The sequence below is a fragment of the Streptomyces sp. M-16 genome (assembly GCF_052114405.1).
Taxonomy (GTDB): Bacteria; Actinomycetota; Actinomycetes; order Streptomycetales; family Streptomycetaceae; genus Streptomyces.
Genome location: NZ_JBFRER010000016.1, coordinates 36,352 through 52,763 on the forward strand (window position 1 = coordinate 36,352; position 16,412 = coordinate 52,763).

Below are 16,412 nucleotides of genomic sequence, written 5' to 3' on the forward strand. Positions count from 1 at the left end.
GGGGGGCTCGCTCAAGAGCCCCCCGTCATCCCCGGGACCGTTCAGACCATGATTGAGACTCGACCCCGAAAGAGGGATTGACGCACAGTGCTCGACGTCAACTTCTTCGACGAGCTGCGGATCGGCCTTGCCACCGCGGACGACATCCGAACCTGGTCGCACGGCGAGGTCAAGAAGCCGGAGACCATCAACTACCGCACCCTCAAGCCCGAGAAGGACGGACTCTTCTGCGAGAAGATCTTCGGTCCTACCCGGGACTGGGAGTGCTACTGCGGCAAGTACAAGCGTGTCCGCTTCAAGGGCATCATCTGTGAGCGCTGTGGCGTCGAGGTCACGCGCGCCAAGGTGCGCCGTGAGCGGATGGGCCACATCGAGCTTGCCGCTCCCGTCACCCACATCTGGTACTTCAAGGGCGTCCCGTCGCGCCTGGGCTACCTGCTGGACCTCGCGCCGAAGGACCTCGAAAAGGTCATCTACTTCGCCGCGTACATGATCACGTTCGTCGACGACGAGCGCCGCCAGCGCGACCTGCCGTCGCTGGAGGCCCACGTCTCCGTCGAGCGCCAGCAGATCGAGAACCGCCGTGACGCGGACCTCGAAGGCCGGGCCAAGAAGCTCGAGACCGACCTGGCCGAGCTTGAGGCCGAGGGTGCGAAGGCCGACGTGCGCCGCAAGGTGCGCGAGGGTGCCGAGCGCGAGATGAAGCAGCTCCGTGACCGCGCCCAGCGCGAGATCGACCGCCTCGACGAGGTGTGGAACCGCTTCAAGAACCTCAAGGTCCAGGACCTGGAGGGCGACGAGCTGCTCTACCGCGAGCTGCGCGACCGCTTCGGTACGTACTTCGACGGTTCGATGGGTGCCGCGGCGCTGCAGAAGCGCCTGGAGTCCTTCGACCTGGAGGAGGAGGCCGAGCGCCTCCGCGAGATCATCCGTACCGGCAAGGGCCAGAAGAAGACCCGTGCGCTCAAGCGCCTCAAGGTCGTCTCCGCGTTCCTGCAGACCAGCAACAGCCCCAAGGGCATGGTTCTGGACTGCGTCCCGGTCATCCCGCCGGACCTGCGTCCGATGGTGCAGCTGGACGGTGGCCGCTTCGCGACCTCCGACCTGAACGACCTGTACCGCCGCGTGATCAACCGCAACAACCGCCTGAAGCGCCTTCTCGACCTCGGTGCCCCCGAGATCATCGTGAACAACGAGAAGCGCATGCTCCAGGAGGCGGTCGACGCCCTCTTCGACAACGGCCGTCGCGGTCGCCCGGTCACGGGCCCCGGCAACCGTCCGCTGAAGTCCCTGAGCGACATGCTCAAGGGCAAGCAGGGTCGATTCCGTCAGAACCTCCTCGGCAAGCGCGTGGACTACTCCGCGCGTTCCGTGATCGTCGTCGGTCCGCAGCTGAAGCTGCACCAGTGTGGTCTGCCCAAGGCCATGGCGCTGGAGCTCTTCAAGCCGTTCGTGATGAAGCGCCTGGTCGACCTGAACCACGCGCAGAACATCAAGTCGGCGAAGCGCATGGTCGAGCGCGGCCGCACGGTCGTGTACGACGTCCTCGAAGAGGTCATCRCSGAGCACCCGGTSCTSCTSAACCGTGCGCCCACGCTGCACCGYCTCGGCATCCAGGCSTTCGAGCCSCAGCTSGTCGARGGCAAGGCCATCCAGATCCACCCGCTCGTCTGCACCGCGTTCAACGCGGACTTCGACGGTGACCAGATGGCCGTGCACCTCCCGCTCTCCGCGGAGGCGCAGGCCGAGGCCCGCATCCTGATGCTGTCCTCGAACAACATCCTCAAGCCGGCCGACGGCCGTCCGGTCACGATGCCGACGCAGGACATGGTCCTGGGTCTGTTCTTCCTGACCACCGACGGTGAGCTCCGTGACGTCAAGGGCGAGGGCCGTGCGTTCGGCTCCACCGCCGAGGCGATCATGGCGTTCGACGCCGGCGAGCTCGCGCTGCAGTCGTCCGTCGACATCCGCTTCCCGGTGGGCACCATCCCGCCGCGCGGCTGGGTGGCGCCGGTCGCCGAAGAGGGCGAGCAGGAGTTCCAGCCGGGCGACAGCTTCCGTCTGAAGACGACCCTGGGTCGCGCGCTCTTCAACGAGCTGCTGCCCGAGGACTACCCGTTCGTCGACTACTCGGTGGGCAAGAAGCAGCTCTCCGAGATCGTCAACGACCTGGCGGAGCGCTACCCCAAGGTCATCGTGGCGGCGACGCTCGACAACCTGAAGGCGGCCGGCTTCCACTGGGCGACCCGTTCGGGCGTCACCGTGGCCATCTCCGACGTCGTCGTTCCCGAGGCGAAGAAGGAAATCGTCGCGGGCTACGAGGCCAAGGACGAGAAGGTCCAGAAGCAGTACGAGCGCGGTCTGATCACCAAGGAAGAGCGCACTCAGGAGCTCATCCAGATCTGGACGCAGGCGACCAACGAGGTCGCCGAGGCGATGAACGCGAACTTCCCCAAGACGAACCCCATCTTCATGATGGTTGACTCGGGTGCCCGAGGAAACATGATGCAGATGCGACAGATCGCCGGTATGCGTGGTCTGGTGTCGAACGCGAAGAACGAGACCATCCCGCGTCCGATCAAGGCGTCCTTCCGTGAGGGCCTCACCGTTCTGGAGTACTTCATCTCCACGCACGGTGCCCGTAAGGGTCTGGCGGACACCGCCCTGCGTACCGCCGACTCGGGTTACCTCACCCGTCGTCTGGTGGACGTCTCGCAGGACGTCATCATCCGCGAGGAGGACTGCGGCACCGAGCGCGGCCTCAAGCTCAAGATCGGTGTCAAGGACGAGGCGGGTGTCCTCCGCAAGGCGGACGACGTCGAGACCTCCGTGTACGCCCGCATGCTGGCCGAGGACGTCGTCATCGACGGCAAGGTCATCGCGCCGGCGAACGTGGACCTCGGCGACGTGCTCATCGACGCCCTCATCGCGAACGGCGTCGAGGAGGTCAAGACCCGCTCGGTCCTGACCTGCGAGTCCGCCGTCGGCACCTGTGCCTTCTGCTACGGCCGCTCGCTGGCCACCGGCAAGCTGGTCGACATCGGTGAGGCGGTCGGCATCATCGCCGCCCAGTCCATCGGTGAGCCCGGTACCCAGCTGACGATGCGTACCTTCCACACCGGTGGTGTGGCCGGTGACGACATCACGCAGGGTCTGCCGCGTGTCGTCGAGCTCTTCGAGGCCCGTACCCCGAAGGGTGTCGCCCCGATCTCCGAGGCCGCCGGCCGCGTGCGGATCGAGGAGACCGAGAAGACGAAGAAGATCGTCATCACGCCCGACGACGGCAGCGAGGAGACGGCCTTCCCGATCTCCAAGCGCGCCAAGGTCATCGTGCACGAGGGCGACCACGTCGAGGTGGGCCAGAAGCTCACCATGGGTGCCACCAACCCGCACGACGTGCTGCGCATCCTCGGCCAGCGTGCCGTCCAGGTCCACCTGGTCGGCGAAGTCCAGAAGGTCTACAACTCGCAGGGCGTGTCGATCCACGACAAGCACATCGAGATCATCATCCGGCAGATGCTGCGCCGCGTGACGATCATCGAGTCCGGCGACGCGGAGCTCCTGCCGGGCGAGCTCGTCGAGCGCTCGAAGTTCGAGACCGAGAACCGTCGTGTGGTCACCGAGGGCGGTCACCCCGCCTCCGGCCGTCCGCAGCTGATGGGTATCACCAAGGCCTCGCTGGCGACGGAATCCTGGCTGTCGGCCGCCTCCTTCCAGGAGACGACCCGAGTCCTGACGGATGCGGCGATCAACGCCAAGTCCGACAGCCTCATCGGCCTCAAGGAGAACGTCATCATCGGTAAGCTCATCCCGGCCGGTACGGGTCTGTCCCGCTACCGCAACATCCGGGTCGAGCCCACCGAAGAGGCCAAGGCCGCGATGTACTCGGCCGTCGGCTACGACGACATCGACTACTCGCCCTTCGGCACCGGCTCCGGCCAGGCTGTCCCGCTGGAGGACTACGACTACGGCCCGTACAACGGCTGAGTCGCAGCAGAGCAGTAACCGCAGGGCGGTCACCCGAGAGGGTGGCCGCCCTGCGGCGTTTGCGGGGTCTGGGGCTCAGCGGGTGCGGGTGTCGCCCCGCCGGCAGTTCAGCCGGCGCTCCCGCCTCCCCGGACGGCGAAGCCGTCCGTTCCGGCCGCGGGCGTCACGCCTTCGAGGGATCCGGTCGAGGGATCCGGTGAGGGCGGGACGGAGCTGGGGGCTGGAGCCGCGGGCCGCAGCCGGTCAGAGCGGGGTGGTGCCGGCGCGGCGGCGCCTGCGGAAGTGGGTGGTGAGGGGGACTGCCAGGAGGGTGAGGAGGGCCAGGGCGGCGGCTGCGAGGCCGGGGGTGAGGCCCTTCGGGGTGAAGGTGCAGGAGACCTTGTCGGTGCCCGGGGTGAGGGGGACCGCGAGCAGGCCGTGGAAGGGGCGGACCGGGGCGGTGCACTGCCAGCCGGGGACGGCCGTCGTCGCGAGGACGGCGGTGCCGGTGGAGCCCTTCGGGAGGGTGGCCTCGATGGTGTGGCCGCCCGCGCTGACCTTGGTGGCGCCGGTGGCGGTGAGGTGGCCGACCGTCTCGTCCAGGGCGGCGCGGTCCAGGCAGCCGATGGGGTGGGCGCCCGCGGTGGCGCCCCGGGAGTGGGTGTCGACGGTGACCTCCAGGCGGCCGGACGCGGGGACCGGGCCCAGGGGGAGGACGCCGCTCATGCGGTCTTCCAGCGTCTGCCGGGTGGCTCCGGCGTGGAGGGTGCCGTAGAGCTCGGGGGAGTACCAGTAGGCCTCGGAGCCGGGGGTGCACTGGGCCGCGTACGTCTGCGCGGTGGGGGTGCCGCCGCGGGTGACCTCGGGGACCTCGTAGACGGTGGCGCCGAGGACGGCCTCCTGGCGGGCGTAGACGCTGTCCGCCGGGTGGGGGGAGGTGTACGGGGTGGCGGGGCGGACGGTGACCAGGGGCGGGGCCGGGAACTTCGAGCCCGTCCAGGTGCCCGGGGTGGTGCTGGGGCGGACCCGGGCGCCGATGGAGAAGATCGCGTCGAGCACCGGGTTGTCGGCGCCGAAGAAGGTCCGGCCGTCGTTCTTGAAGCCGTAGCCGAGGGGTTCCAGGGCCTGGTACGTGGCCTCCGGCAGGTAGCTGCTGTAGTACTGCGGGCCCTCCGCCCGCAGGGCGAGGCCGTCGTTGTACGAGGTCTGCGGCGCGCCGGAATCCGTCCGGTAGGCGGGCCAGCCGTCCACCCCTCGGACCGCTTCGAAGTGGCGGGTGATCGACTGGCTGGAGGTGGCGGCCGGCTTGGCCCAGCRCTCGCGGGCGCGGCGGGCGTCGGCGTTGGCCGCGGCGACCGTGGACTCGGCGAAGACCACGCCGACCATGAGGACCGCGGCGACGGGGACGAGGTGGCGGCGCTTGTCGCCGAGCGCGAGCAGGGTCAGGGCGAGCAGGGAGACGGCTCCGCCGCCCAGGACCGCCGGCCAGGTCCAGCCGCCGAAGTCGTCGGTGTGGCGCAGTACGAAGGTGGCCGCGACCAGGAGGGCGGCGGCCAGTGCCAGGTGCAGCGGGCGCGGCCGGTTGGCCAGCGCCAGCCAGGCCACGATGACCACCATGCCGCTGAAGACGAAGGCCTCGCGGTACGGATTGCCGTTCGGTACGGCCAGTCCGTGCCACACGTACTGGGTCGGCGGGAACTGGAAGGAGGCGACGACCAGCAGCGTCGCCGCCGCCCACACCAGGCGGGTCTTCTTCGCGATCGCGGTGTTGAAGAGGAAGCTGCCCGCCAGGATCAGCCCCAGCGAGGCCACGTACAGGCGCGGCCGGCCGCCCCACAGGTGGGTGGCCGGGAGCATTCCGGCGAGGAAGACCTCGATGCGGACGGGGTCGAAGGCGGCCGCCTTGGTGGGCTGCGCCGCCCCGCTGGACAGGAACGACGGCAGGAGGAGCGGCAGGGTCAGCAGGATGCCCACGACCGTCGCGGAGGCGGCCCGCCACAGGGCGCGCAGGCGCTGCGCACCGGTCAGGTCCAGGGTGACCAGGCGGACGGCCAGCAGGACGCAGGCGGCCATCGTGGCCATCATGGCGGTGTAGAAGTTCCCGTACCACGCGAGGGCGACGAAGAGGGCGACGCCCGGCCAGCGCCGTTCCTCCAGGCACCATTCGACGGCGATGCCGAGCAGCGGGAGCGCGACCAGGCCCCACAGCCACATCGGGATGTACGAGGCGTCGCTCAGCGCCCACCCGCACAGCCCGTACACGGCCCCGAGGACGCCCCGCTGCCACCAGGGGCCGGCCTGGAGCTTGCCGAGGTAGACGGTCATCAGCGCGGCGGCCGCGCCCATCGTGACCGGGGTGATCGCGAAGACGGCCAGGTCCACGTGTTCGCGCGGGACGAGGACGGCGAGCCAGGAGAAGGGGTTGCCGAGGTAGGTGTAGTAGTCGGACAGGAACTGCTGTCCGAAGCCTCCGCTCCAGCTGAACACCACGTCGCCGGAGGCCTGGCCGTGGACCAGGTCCCACAGGGCGCGGTGGAAGGGCACGTACTGGTTGGCCTGGTCGTTGATGGCCCGGCCGGTGTTGCCGAAGGGGAAGCTGCCGCGCGCCGCCCAGGCCGCGCAGAAGGCGCCCGAGGTGACGAGGAAGGCCAGCAGGGGCCCGTAGAGGCGGGTCAGCCGCCCGCCGGGGCGTGGTGACCCGGGGGTCCGGCCGCCGTCCGGGGGCGGGGTGTCCGCCGTCGTCGGCTCCGAGGTGACCGTCCCCAATGTCCTGCTCCTGGCGCTCGTACGTCTTTGGTCTGACTCGCTGGGATTCGCTGGCAGTGTAGTTCGCCCGCTCTACCACGCCGGTGCGAAGAGCGCACGGCCACCCCGGCTCGGAGGCCCGGCGCCCGTGCGGCGTCTGAGCTGTGGGGCCGTACGGGCCGGGGCGCTACGGCTTATGTTTTGACCGGAGTGGATGCGGTGGGTACGCTCAGACCTTGTGCCTGGGGTGTGCCTGGGCTCCCGTGCGTGTCCATCAACCGCACGCGAGCCGTATCGGCCACCGCGATCCATGCGTTTCCGTGCTTGCGCGGAGGTCCGCCGGATCCGACACACCCGACCGCGTGGGTCGGCAAAGTTCCAGGTTAGCTTCACTACACGGCACACAGAAACCGGAGAAGTAGTGCCTACGATCCAGCAGCTGGTCCGTAAGGGCCGGCAGGACAAGGTCGAGAAGACAAAGACCCCCGCGCTTGAGGCTTCGCCCCAGCGTCGTGGCGTCTGCACGCGTGTGTTCACGACCACCCCGAAGAAGCCGAACTCGGCGCTCCGTAAGGTCGCGCGTGTGCGTCTGACCTCCGGCATCGAGGTCACCGCTTACATTCCGGGTGAGGGACACAACCTGCAGGAGCACTCGATCGTGCTCGTGCGTGGTGGCCGTGTGAAGGACCTGCCGGGTGTTCGTTACAAGATCATCCGCGGTGCGCTTGACACCCAGGCTGTCAAGAACCGCAAGCAGGCCCGCAGCCGCTACGGCGCCAAGAAGGAGAAGTAAGAATGCCTCGTAAGGGCCCCGCCCCGAAGCGCCCGGTCATCATCGACCCGGTCTACGCATCTCCTCTGGTGACCTCGCTCATCAACAAGATCCTCCTGAACGGCAAGCGCTCCACCGCCGAGCGCATCGTTTACGGCGCCATGGAAGGCCTCCGCGAGAAGACCGGCAACGACCCGGTCATCACGCTGAAGCGCGCGCTGGAGAACGTCAAGCCGTCCCTCGAGGTCAAGTCCCGCCGTGTCGGTGGCGCGACCTACCAGGTTCCCGTCGAGGTCAAGCCGGGTCGCCAGTCGACCCTGGCCCTCCGCTGGCTCGTGGGTTACTCCCGCGCCCGCCGCGAGAAGACCATGACCGAGCGCCTGATGAACGAGCTGCTCGACGCCTCGAACGGTCTTGGCGCTGCCGTCAAGAAGCGTGAGGACACGCACAAGATGGCCGAGTCCAACAAGGCCTTCGCGCACTACCGCTGGTAGTCCCAACCCACATCGAGACCGAGAGAAGACTGAGCCGATATGGCTACCACTTCGCTTGACCTGGCCAAGGTGCGCAACATCGGCATCATGGCCCACATCGACGCGGGCAAGACGACCACCACCGAGCGCATCCTGTTCTACACCGGTGTGTCGTACAAGATCGGTGAGGTCCACGACGGCGCTGCCACGATGGACTGGATGGAGCAGGAGCAGGAGCGTGGTATCACCATCACGTCTGCCGCCACCACCTGCCACTGGCCGCTCGAAGATGTTGACCACACCATCAACATCATCGACACCCCGGGTCACGTCGACTTCACCGTCGAGGTGGAGCGTTCGCTCCGCGTCCTCGACGGCGCCGTCACCGTGTTCGACGGTGTGGCCGGCGTCGAGCCGCAGTCCGAGACCGTTTGGCGTCAGGCGGACCGCTACGGCGTGCCGCGCATCTGCTTCGTCAACAAGCTCGACCGCACCGGCGCCGAGTTCCACCGCTGTGTCGAGATGATCAAGGACCGCCTCGGTGCGGTTCCGATCGTCATGCAGCTCCCCATCGGTGCCGAGGCCGACTTCCAGGGTGTCGTCGACCTCGTCACGATGAAGGCGTTCGTCTGGTCCGCCGAGGCGACCAAGGGCGAGATGTACGACATCGTCGACATCCCGGCCACGCACACCGAGGCCGCTGAAGAGTGGCGCGGCAAGCTGGTCGAGACCGTCGCCGAGAACGACGACGAGATCATGGAGCTCTTCCTGAACGGCGACGAGCCGTCCGTGGAGCAGCTGCACGCCGCCGTCCGTCGCATCATCCTCGGCTCCGGCAAGGGCAAGGGCGAGCCCACGATCACCGCGGTGTTCTGTGGCACGGCGTTCAAGAACAAGGGCGTTCAGCCCCTGCTCGACGCCGTCGTCCGCTACCTGCCCTCGCCCCTGGACATCGAGGCCATCGAAGGCCACGACGTCCGGGACCCCGAGGTCGTCGTGAAGCGCAAGCCTTCCGACGAGGAGCCCCTCGCGGCGCTGGCGTTCAAGATCATGAGCGACCCGCACCTCGGCAAGCTCACCTTCGTCCGGGTTTACTCGGGCCGCCTGGAGGCCGGCACTGCGGTGCTGAACTCCGTCAAGGGCAAGAAGGAGCGCATCGGCAAGATCTACCGCATGCACGCGAACAAGCGTGAGGAGATCGCGGCGGTGGGCGCCGGCGACATCGTCGCCGTCATGGGCCTGAAGCAGACCACCACCGGTGAGACGCTGTGTGACGACAAGCAGCCCGTGATCCTGGAGTCCATGGACTTCCCGGCTCCGGTCATCCAGGTCGCCATCGAGCCCAAGTCCAAGGGTGACCAGGAGAAGCTGGGTGTCGCCATCCAGCGTCTCGCGGAGGAGGACCCCTCCTTCCACGTTCACTCGGACGAGGAGACGGGCCAGACCATCCTCGGCGGTATGGGCGAGCTGCACCTTGAGGTGCTGGTCGACCGTATGAAGCGCGAGTTCAAGGTCGAAGCCAACGTCGGCAAGCCGCAGGTCGCGTACCGCGAGACCATCCGCGGCACCGTCGAGCGTCACGACTACACCCACAAGAAGCAGACCGGTGGTACCGGTCAGTTCGCCAAGGTGCAGATCGCGATCGAGCCCATCACCGAGGCTGACGGTCCGGCGTACGAGTTCGTGAACAAGGTCACCGGTGGCCGCGTGCCGAAGGAGTACATCCCTTCGGTCGACGCCGGTGCGCAGGAGGCCATGCAGTTCGGCATCCTGGCCGGCTACGAGATGACGGGCGTCCGCGTCACGCTTCTCGACGGTGGCTACCACGAGGTCGACTCCTCCGAGCTCGCCTTCAAGATCGCCGGTTCGCAGGCCTTCAAGGAGGCCGCGCGCAAGGCGTCCCCCGTGCTCATGGAGCCGATGATGGCCGTCGAGGTCACCACGCCCGAGGACTACATGGGTGACGTCATCGGTGACATCAACTCCCGCCGTGGCCAGATCCAGGCCATGGAGGAGCGCCACGGCGCTCGCGTCGTGAAGGGCCTCGTGCCGCTTTCGGAGATGTTCGGCTACGTCGGAGACCTCCGCAGCAAGACCTCGGGTCGCGCCAGCTACTCGATGCAGTTCGACTCCTACGCCGAGGTTCCCCGGAACGTCGCTGAGGAGATCATCGCGAAGGCCAAGGGCGAGTAACTCTTCCGAGTACACGCTTTAGGCTTGCCACCGGAGCCTCAGGGGCAACAGGAGCAACCCTCCCGTTGCCCCGGGGGAACCGGCTATCCAGCAAAGATCACCTGGCGCCGATGATTCAAGGCGTACAGAACCACTCTCAGGAGGACCCCCGTGGCGAAGGCGAAGTTCGAGCGGACTAAGCCGCACGTCAACATCGGCACCATCGGTCACATTGACCACGGTAAGACGACCCTCACGGCCGCCATTACCAAGGTGCTGCACGACAAGTACCCGGACCTGAACGCGGCCTCGGCCTTCGATCAGATCGACAAGGCTCCTGAGGAGCGCCAGCGCGGTATCACCATCTCGATCGCGCACGTCGAGTACCAGACCGAGGCGCGTCACTACGCCCACGTCGACTGCCCGGGTCACGCGGACTACATCAAGAACATGATCACCGGTGCCGCCCAGATGGACGGTGCCATCCTCGTGGTCGCCGCCACCGACGGCCCGATGCCGCAGACCAAGGAGCACGTGCTCCTGGCCCGCCAGGTCGGCGTTCCGTACATCGTCGTCGCCCTGAACAAGGCCGACATGGTGGACGACGAGGAGATCCTGGAGCTCGTCGAGCTCGAGGTCCGTGAGCTGCTCTCCGAGTACGACTTCCCGGGCGACGACCTGCCGGTCGTCCAGGTCTCCGCGCTCAAGGCGCTCGAGGGCGACAAGGAGTGGGGTGACAAGCTCCTCGGCCTGATGGACGCCGTGGACGAGGCCATCCCGACCCCGCCGCGTGACACCGAGAAGCCGTTCCTGATGCCCGTCGAGGACGTCTTCACGATCACCGGTCGTGGCACCGTCGTCACCGGTCGCATCGAGCGTGGTGTCCTCAAGGTCAACGAGACCGTCGACATCATCGGCATCAAGACCGAGAAGACCACCACCACGGTCACCGGCATCGAGATGTTCCGCAAGCTGCTCGACGAGGGCCAGGCCGGCGAGAACGTCGGTCTGCTCCTCCGTGGCATCAAGCGCGAGGACGTCGAGCGCGGCCAGGTCATCATCAAGCCCGGTTCGGTTACGCCGCACACCGAGTTCGAGGCCGCCGCGTACATCCTGTCGAAGGACGAGGGTGGCCGTCACACCCCGTTCTTCAACAACTACCGCCCGCAGTTCTACTTCCGTACCACGGACGTGACCGGCGTCGTGACCCTCCCCGAGGGCACCGAGATGGTCATGCCGGGCGACAACACCGACATGACGGTCGCGCTGATCCAGCCGGTCGCCATGGAGGAGGGCCTGAAGTTCGCCATCCGTGAGGGTGGTCGTACCGTGGGCGCCGGCCAGGTCACCAAGATCACGAAGTAATTTCGTGCTCTGACCTGGTAGCTCGCGCGAGCGGGCACCATGTTCGGCAGAAGGGCCCTTTCCCCACCGCTCCGGCGGCGGGGGAGGGGCCCTTCTCCGGTTCGAGGGCATTGCGCAGACAGGGGTGGGGAAGGGCATGGGGCAGCGGGACGCCGGCGGATCCGGCATATCCGACGAGGAGTGGGCCCGGTTCGGCGAGGAGATCGCGCGGGAGTCCGCGAACGCGCCGAAGGAGCCGTCGGCGCGGGCGCGGATGGTCACCGAGCGGCTGCGGCGGGAGGAGGAGGCGCGGGAGCGCGCGGCGCGGGGGCGCGGCCGGTTCGGGCGCCGGTCCCGCCCCGTGCCGGGCGATCCGCCGGGGTGGCGTACGGGGCCGGCCTGGCAGGAGCGGGAAGGCCGGGGGAAGACCGGGCGCAGGCTCAAGGCGACCGCCGCGATCGTGCTCATCGCGGGGCTCGCGCTGGTCGCCGTGCGGCCGGAACTGCTGATCGACCGGCTCACGGGCACGACGGAGGCCCGTGAGCGGGCCGCCAACGCCGCTCCGCTGCCCGCCGAGTCCGTACGTCCGACCGCGGCCCCGGAGGCCGTGTACCCGGACCAGCCGACGCTGGAGGAGCCCTTCCGGGGCTCGCCGGCCCTCCAGTGGGGCGAGGGCGCCGCCGCCATCGAGGTGCCCCCGGCGAGCGCCACGGCCGGGATGCCGCAGGAGCGGGTCGCGGACGCGCTCGCCAAGGCGAAGGCCTTCCTGGTCGCCGCGAACCTGGACCCGGCGGCCCTGCGGGGCGGGCGGCCGGAGGCGGCGCTCGCGCTCCTGGACCCCCGGCAGCCGGAGGTCCCGCAGCGCCTGGAGCGAGCCCTGGCACGGCCCGACGCCGAGAACGACCCCGTCACCCTGTTCACGCGCTTCGACCCGGCCGAGGTCCGGCCCGTCGGCGGCGTCGTCAAGGTGCGCGGCAGCATGCGCGCGGAGGCGGGGGAGCCCGGGGAGCTCCGGGTGGTGACCGACTACACCTTCGTGCACCCGGTGACGAAGGGGGACGGGCGCGTGCAGCGGACGATCGTGCGCCGGCAGATCACCTTCTCGGTGCTCGACCCCGCGCGCTGGCAGGCGACCAGCGGGAAGCTCCAGCTGGACACGTACAGGTCGGAGTGGTCGAACGTGCGCTGCGAGGCGACCGGCGGCTTCCTGCACCCGGACTTCCCGAAGGACGCGCCGGGCGGAACGCAGCCCTCCGGACCGGCCATGGATCCGTACGACCGCAGCGGTGACATCCGCGGAGGGGAGTGCGGGACCGTCACGCGGTCCTGACCAGGGATCCCCGGCGCGCGGCGGGTTTGACGTGATCGCGCGGCGGGGTATTGTCTTCCGCCCGATTGGCCAGGTACGTGTCTCGTATGGCAGACTACTCAAGTTGCTCGGTTGAGTGCCGATGCTGTGCGCCTCCCGCCGGGAGGACCGGAAGCGAGTCCCACAGTACTCGTCGTCCTTAATCTGCCTTTCGGGGCAGCAATGAGGGCGGACGTACGGGAATCTTCTGGGAAGTGTCAGCAGGGTGCTTGCCAGGCACTCGGTGGGTGTTTCTCCCCCGATGCGCGGTCCGGGACCGCATCCCCTTGGACGAGGGAATTTCCGTATGGGAATTTTCTGTAGAGGGAGTGCGACACGCCCGACCGCGTGGGTCGGAGAGAAGCCGCGGGATCCGTCCCGCAGCCGACCGAGCGCCAGAGCGTTTCCACATACAGACAGGACTACGGAGTAGCCATGGCGGGACAGAAGATCCGCATCCGGCTCAAGGCCTACGACCACGAGGTCATCGACTCCTCGGCGAAGAAGATCGTCGAGACGGTGACCCGCACTGGTGCGTCGGTCGCAGGCCCGGTGCCGCTGCCCACTGAGAAGAACGTGTACTGCGTCATCAAGTCGCCGCACAAGTACAAGGACTCGCGCGAGCACTTCGAGATGCGCACGCACAAGCGCCTGATCGACATCCTCGACCCGACGCCCAAGACCGTTGACTCGCTGATGCGCCTGGACCTTCCGGCCGGCGTTGACATCGAGATCAAGCTCTGAGAGGCGTCGAGAAGATGGCAAAGCAGATCAAGGGCGTCCTGGGCGAGAAGCTCGGCATGACCCAGGTCTGGGACGAGAACAACCGTGTCGTCCCGGTCACCGTGGTCAAGGCCGGACCCTGCGTCGTTACCCAGGTCCGTACGAACGACATCGACGGCTACGAGTCGGTCCAGATCGCCTTCGGCGAGATCGACCCGCGCAAGGTGAACAAGCCCCTCAAGGGTCACTTCGCCAAGGCCGACGTCACCCCGCGCCGCCACCTGGTGGAGCTCCGCACCTCCGACGCCAGCGAGTACACGCTCGGCCAGGAGATCACCGCCCAGGTGTTCGAGTCCGGCGTCAAGGTTGACGTCACGGGCAACAGCAAGGGCAAGGGCTTCGCCGGTGTCATGAAGCGGCACAACTTCCGGGGCCTCGGCGCCGGTCACGGTGTGCAGCGCAAGCACCGCTCCCCCGGTTCGATCGGTGGCTGTGCCACCCCTGGGCGTGTCTTCAAGGGCATGCGCATGGCCGGTCGCATGGGTAACGAGCGCGTCACCACCCAGAACCTGACCATCCACGCGGTTGACGCGGAGAAGGGTCTGCTGCTCATCAAGGGCGCGGTCCCCGGTCCGAACGGCGGCCTCGTCCTGGTCCGTACCGCGGCCAAGGGGGCTTGAGGTAATGAGCACCATTGACATCCTTTCGCCGGCAGGCGACAAGGCCGGTACCGTCGAGCTCCCCGCGGAGATCTTCGACGCCAAGACCAGCGTTCCGCTGATCCACCAGGTCGTTGTCGCTCAGCTGGCTGCTGCCCGTCAGGGCACGCACAAGACCAAGACCCGTGGCGAAGTCCGTGGTGGTGGCCGCAAGCCGTACCGCCAGAAGGGCACCGGCCGCGCCCGTCAGGGTTCGACCCGCGCTCCGCAGTTCGCCGGCGGTGGCGTCGTCCACGGCCCGCAGCCGCGTGACTACTCGCAGCGGACCCCGAAGAAGATGAAGGCCGCCGCCCTCCGCGGTGCCCTCTCGGACCGTGCGCGTCACTCCCGCATCCACGTCGTCACCGGCGTGGTCGAGGGTGCCGCCTCCACGAAGGCCGCCAAGACGCTGTTCGGCAAGATCTCGGAGCGCAAGAACCTGCTCCTGGTCGTCGACCGCAGCGAAGAGGCCGCGTGGCTGTCCGCCCGCAACCTGCCCCAGGTTCACATCCTGGAGCCGGGCCAGCTGAACACGTACGACGTGATCGTCTCTGACGACGTGGTCTTCACTCAGGCCGCTTTCGAGTCCTTCGTGTCTGGCCCCAAGGCCGATGAGACCGAAGGGAGCGACGCGTAATGTCTGACGCGACCGTTACCAGCAAGACCTTCACCGACCCGCGCGACCTGCTGATCAAGCCGGTTGTCTCGGAGAAGAGCTACGCGCTGCTCGACGAGAACAAGTACACGTTCATCGTCGCGCCCGGCTCGAACAAGACCCAGATCAAGCAGGCTGTGGAAGCGGTCTTCTCGGTCAAGGTCACCGGGGTCAACACGATCAACCGTCAGGGTAAGCGCAAGCGCACCAAGACCGGTTTCGGCAAGCGCGCTGACACCAAGCGCGCCATCGTGACCCTCGCTGAGGGCGACCGAATCGACATCTTCGGCGGCCAGGCCTCCTAACGGAGGTCTAGTCGTCCGGAATCGGACGAGGACTGAGAAATGGGTATCCGCAAGTACAAGCCGACGACCCCGGGCCGTCGTGGCTCCAGCGTCGCCGACTTTGTCGAGATCACGCGGTCCACGCCGGAGAAGTCGCTGGTTCGCCCGCTGCACAGCAAGGGCGGCCGTAACAACACCGGTCGGATCACTGTTCGCCACCAGGGTGGTGGACACAAGCGCGCCTACCGCGTGATCGACTTCCGTCGTCACGACAAGGACGGCGTGCCGGCCAAGGTCGCGCACATCGAGTACGACCCCAACCGCACCGCGCGCATCGCGCTCCTGCACTACGCGGACGGCGAGAAGCGCTACATCATCGCGCCGAAGGCTCTGAAGCAGGGCGACCGGATTGAGAACGGCCCCACGGCCGACATCAAGCCCGGTAACAACCTCGCGCTCCGCAACATCCCGGTCGGTACCACGATCCACGCGATCGAGCTCCGTCCCGGTGGCGGCGCCAAGTTCGCGCGTTCGGCTGGTGCCTCCGTGCAGCTGCTGGCGAAGGAGGGCACCATGGCCCACCTCCGCATGCCGTCGGGCGAGATCCGTCTCGTCGACGCGCGCTGCCGCGCCACGGTCGGCGAGGTCGGCAACGCCGAGCAGTCGAACATCAACTGGGGCAAGGCCGGCCGCATGCGCTGGAAGGGCGTTCGCCCCTCCGTCCGCGGTGTCGCGATGAACCCGGTTGACCACCCGCACGGTGGTGGTGAGGGCAAGACCAGTGGTGGTCGCCACCCGGTCTCCCCGTGGGGTCAGAAGGAGGGTCGTACTCGCTCGCCGAAGAAGGCTTCGAGCAAGTACATCGTCCGCCGCCGCAAGACGAACAAGAAGCGCTAGGAGCGGGTTTAGATGCCGCGCAGTCTCAAGAAGGGGCCCTTCGTCGACGACCACCTCGTAAAGAAGGTGGACGTCCAGAACGAAGCCGGCACCAAGAACGTCATCAAGACCTGGTCCCGTCGCTCGATGATCATCCCCAGCATGCTGGGTCACACCATCGCGGTGCACAACGGCAAGACCCACGTCCCGGTGTTCGTCACCGAGTCGATGGTCGGCCACAAGCTCGGCGAGTTCTCGCCGACTCGCACCTTCCGCGGCCACGTCAAGGACGACCGGAAGTCGAAGCGCCGCTAAAGGCGGGGTGGTTACGACTATGACTTACACCGAAGGGACAA

At 67.8% G+C, this 16,412-nt stretch carries 13 protein-coding genes; 12 read left to right on the top strand and 1 reads right to left on the bottom strand.

Annotated features, from left to right (window positions below):
- Positions 1–87 precede the first annotated feature (87 nt).
- Positions 88–3,987 carry a DNA-directed RNA polymerase subunit beta' gene (locus tag AB4039_RS10245; RefSeq protein WP_442270541.1) on the top strand — a complete coding sequence of 1,300 codons (3,900 nt, stop codon included), beginning with the start codon at positions 88–90 and terminating at the stop codon, positions 3,985–3,987.
- 243 nt (positions 3,988–4,230) lie between these two features.
- Here the strand turns inward: AB4039_RS10245 and AB4039_RS10250 are convergent, their stop codons facing one another.
- Positions 4,231–6,732 carry a YfhO family protein gene (locus AB4039_RS10250; RefSeq protein WP_442270542.1) on the bottom strand — a complete coding sequence of 834 codons (2,502 nt, stop codon included), beginning with the start codon at positions 6,730–6,732 and terminating at the stop codon, positions 4,231–4,233.
- Between the two features lie 400 nt (positions 6,733–7,132).
- Here AB4039_RS10250 and rpsL point away from each other — a divergent pair, with 400 nt between their 5' ends.
- The 11 genes from rpsL to rpsS all read left to right on the top strand — a co-directional run bounded on the left by rpsL (position 7,133) and on the right by rpsS (position 16,371).
- Positions 7,133–7,504, top strand: coding sequence for a 30S ribosomal protein S12 (rpsL, locus tag AB4039_RS10255; RefSeq protein WP_007265893.1), 372 nt, complete (start codon positions 7,133–7,135; stop codon positions 7,502–7,504).
- 2 nt (positions 7,505–7,506) lie between these two features.
- A complete protein-coding gene (gene rpsG / locus AB4039_RS10260) occupies positions 7,507–7,977 on the top strand; it encodes a 30S ribosomal protein S7 (RefSeq protein WP_007265894.1) in 471 nt (156 codons plus the stop codon).
- Positions 7,978–8,016: 39 nt separating this feature from the next.
- Positions 8,017–10,149 carry an elongation factor G gene (fusA, locus tag AB4039_RS10265; protein WP_266841134.1) on the top strand — a complete coding sequence of 711 codons (2,133 nt, stop codon included), beginning with the start codon at positions 8,017–8,019 and terminating at the stop codon, positions 10,147–10,149.
- A 150-nt stretch (positions 10,150–10,299) separates the two neighbouring features.
- Entirely contained in the window at positions 10,300–11,493 is a 1,194-nt protein-coding gene (gene tuf / locus AB4039_RS10270; RefSeq protein ID WP_266841135.1) for an elongation factor Tu, read from the top strand.
- 136 nt (positions 11,494–11,629) lie between these two features.
- Positions 11,630–12,802: a hypothetical protein gene (locus tag AB4039_RS10275; RefSeq protein ID WP_266841137.1), complete on the top strand. Its 1,173-nt coding sequence runs from the start codon at positions 11,630–11,632 to the stop codon at positions 12,800–12,802.
- A 453-nt stretch (positions 12,803–13,255) separates the two neighbouring features.
- Positions 13,256–13,564: a 30S ribosomal protein S10 gene (gene rpsJ / locus AB4039_RS10280; RefSeq protein WP_003948644.1), complete on the top strand. Its 309-nt coding sequence runs from the start codon at positions 13,256–13,258 to the stop codon at positions 13,562–13,564.
- Between the two features lie 14 nt (positions 13,565–13,578).
- A complete protein-coding gene (gene rplC / locus AB4039_RS10285; RefSeq protein WP_008739720.1) occupies positions 13,579–14,223 on the top strand; it encodes a 50S ribosomal protein L3 in 645 nt (214 codons plus the stop codon).
- A gap of 4 nt (positions 14,224–14,227) precedes the next feature.
- Positions 14,228–14,878: a 50S ribosomal protein L4 gene (gene rplD, locus AB4039_RS10290; RefSeq protein WP_266841138.1), complete on the top strand. Its 651-nt coding sequence runs from the start codon at positions 14,228–14,230 to the stop codon at positions 14,876–14,878.
- Positions 14,878–15,201: a 50S ribosomal protein L23 gene (gene rplW / locus AB4039_RS10295; protein ID WP_215023440.1), complete on the top strand. Its 324-nt coding sequence runs from the start codon at positions 14,878–14,880 to the stop codon at positions 15,199–15,201. The genes rplD and rplW overlap by 1 nt, the downstream gene beginning before the upstream one ends.
- 39 nt (positions 15,202–15,240) lie before the next feature.
- Positions 15,241–16,077 (top strand): 50S ribosomal protein L2, encoded by an 837-nt coding sequence (rplB, locus tag AB4039_RS10300; protein WP_008739715.1) that lies wholly within the window; start codon positions 15,241–15,243, stop codon positions 16,075–16,077.
- 12 nt (positions 16,078–16,089) lie between these two features.
- On the top strand, positions 16,090–16,371 hold the full coding sequence (gene rpsS, locus AB4039_RS10305) for a 30S ribosomal protein S19 (RefSeq protein ID WP_008739713.1): 282 nt from the start codon (positions 16,090–16,092) through the stop codon (positions 16,369–16,371).
- Positions 16,372–16,412 lie beyond the last annotated feature (41 nt).

Coding starts and splice junctions, on each gene's coding strand:
- rpsG (WP_007265894.1), top strand. CDS start 7,507: ATGCCTCGTAAGGGCCCCGCCCCGAAGCGCCCGGTCATCATCGACCCG.
- AB4039_RS10275 (WP_266841137.1), top strand. CDS start 11,630: ATGGGGCAGCGGGACGCCGGCGGATCCGGCATATCCGACGAGGAGTGG.
- rpsJ (WP_003948644.1), top strand. CDS start 13,256: ATGGCGGGACAGAAGATCCGCATCCGGCTCAAGGCCTACGACCACGAG.
- rplD (WP_266841138.1), top strand. CDS start 14,228: ATGAGCACCATTGACATCCTTTCGCCGGCAGGCGACAAGGCCGGTACC.
- rpsS (WP_008739713.1), top strand. CDS start 16,090: ATGCCGCGCAGTCTCAAGAAGGGGCCCTTCGTCGACGACCACCTCGTA.
- rplW (WP_215023440.1), top strand. CDS start 14,878: ATGTCTGACGCGACCGTTACCAGCAAGACCTTCACCGACCCGCGCGAC.
- fusA (WP_266841134.1), top strand. CDS start 8,017: ATGGCTACCACTTCGCTTGACCTGGCCAAGGTGCGCAACATCGGCATC.
- rplB (WP_008739715.1), top strand. CDS start 15,241: ATGGGTATCCGCAAGTACAAGCCGACGACCCCGGGCCGTCGTGGCTCC.
- rplC (WP_008739720.1), top strand. CDS start 13,579: ATGGCAAAGCAGATCAAGGGCGTCCTGGGCGAGAAGCTCGGCATGACC.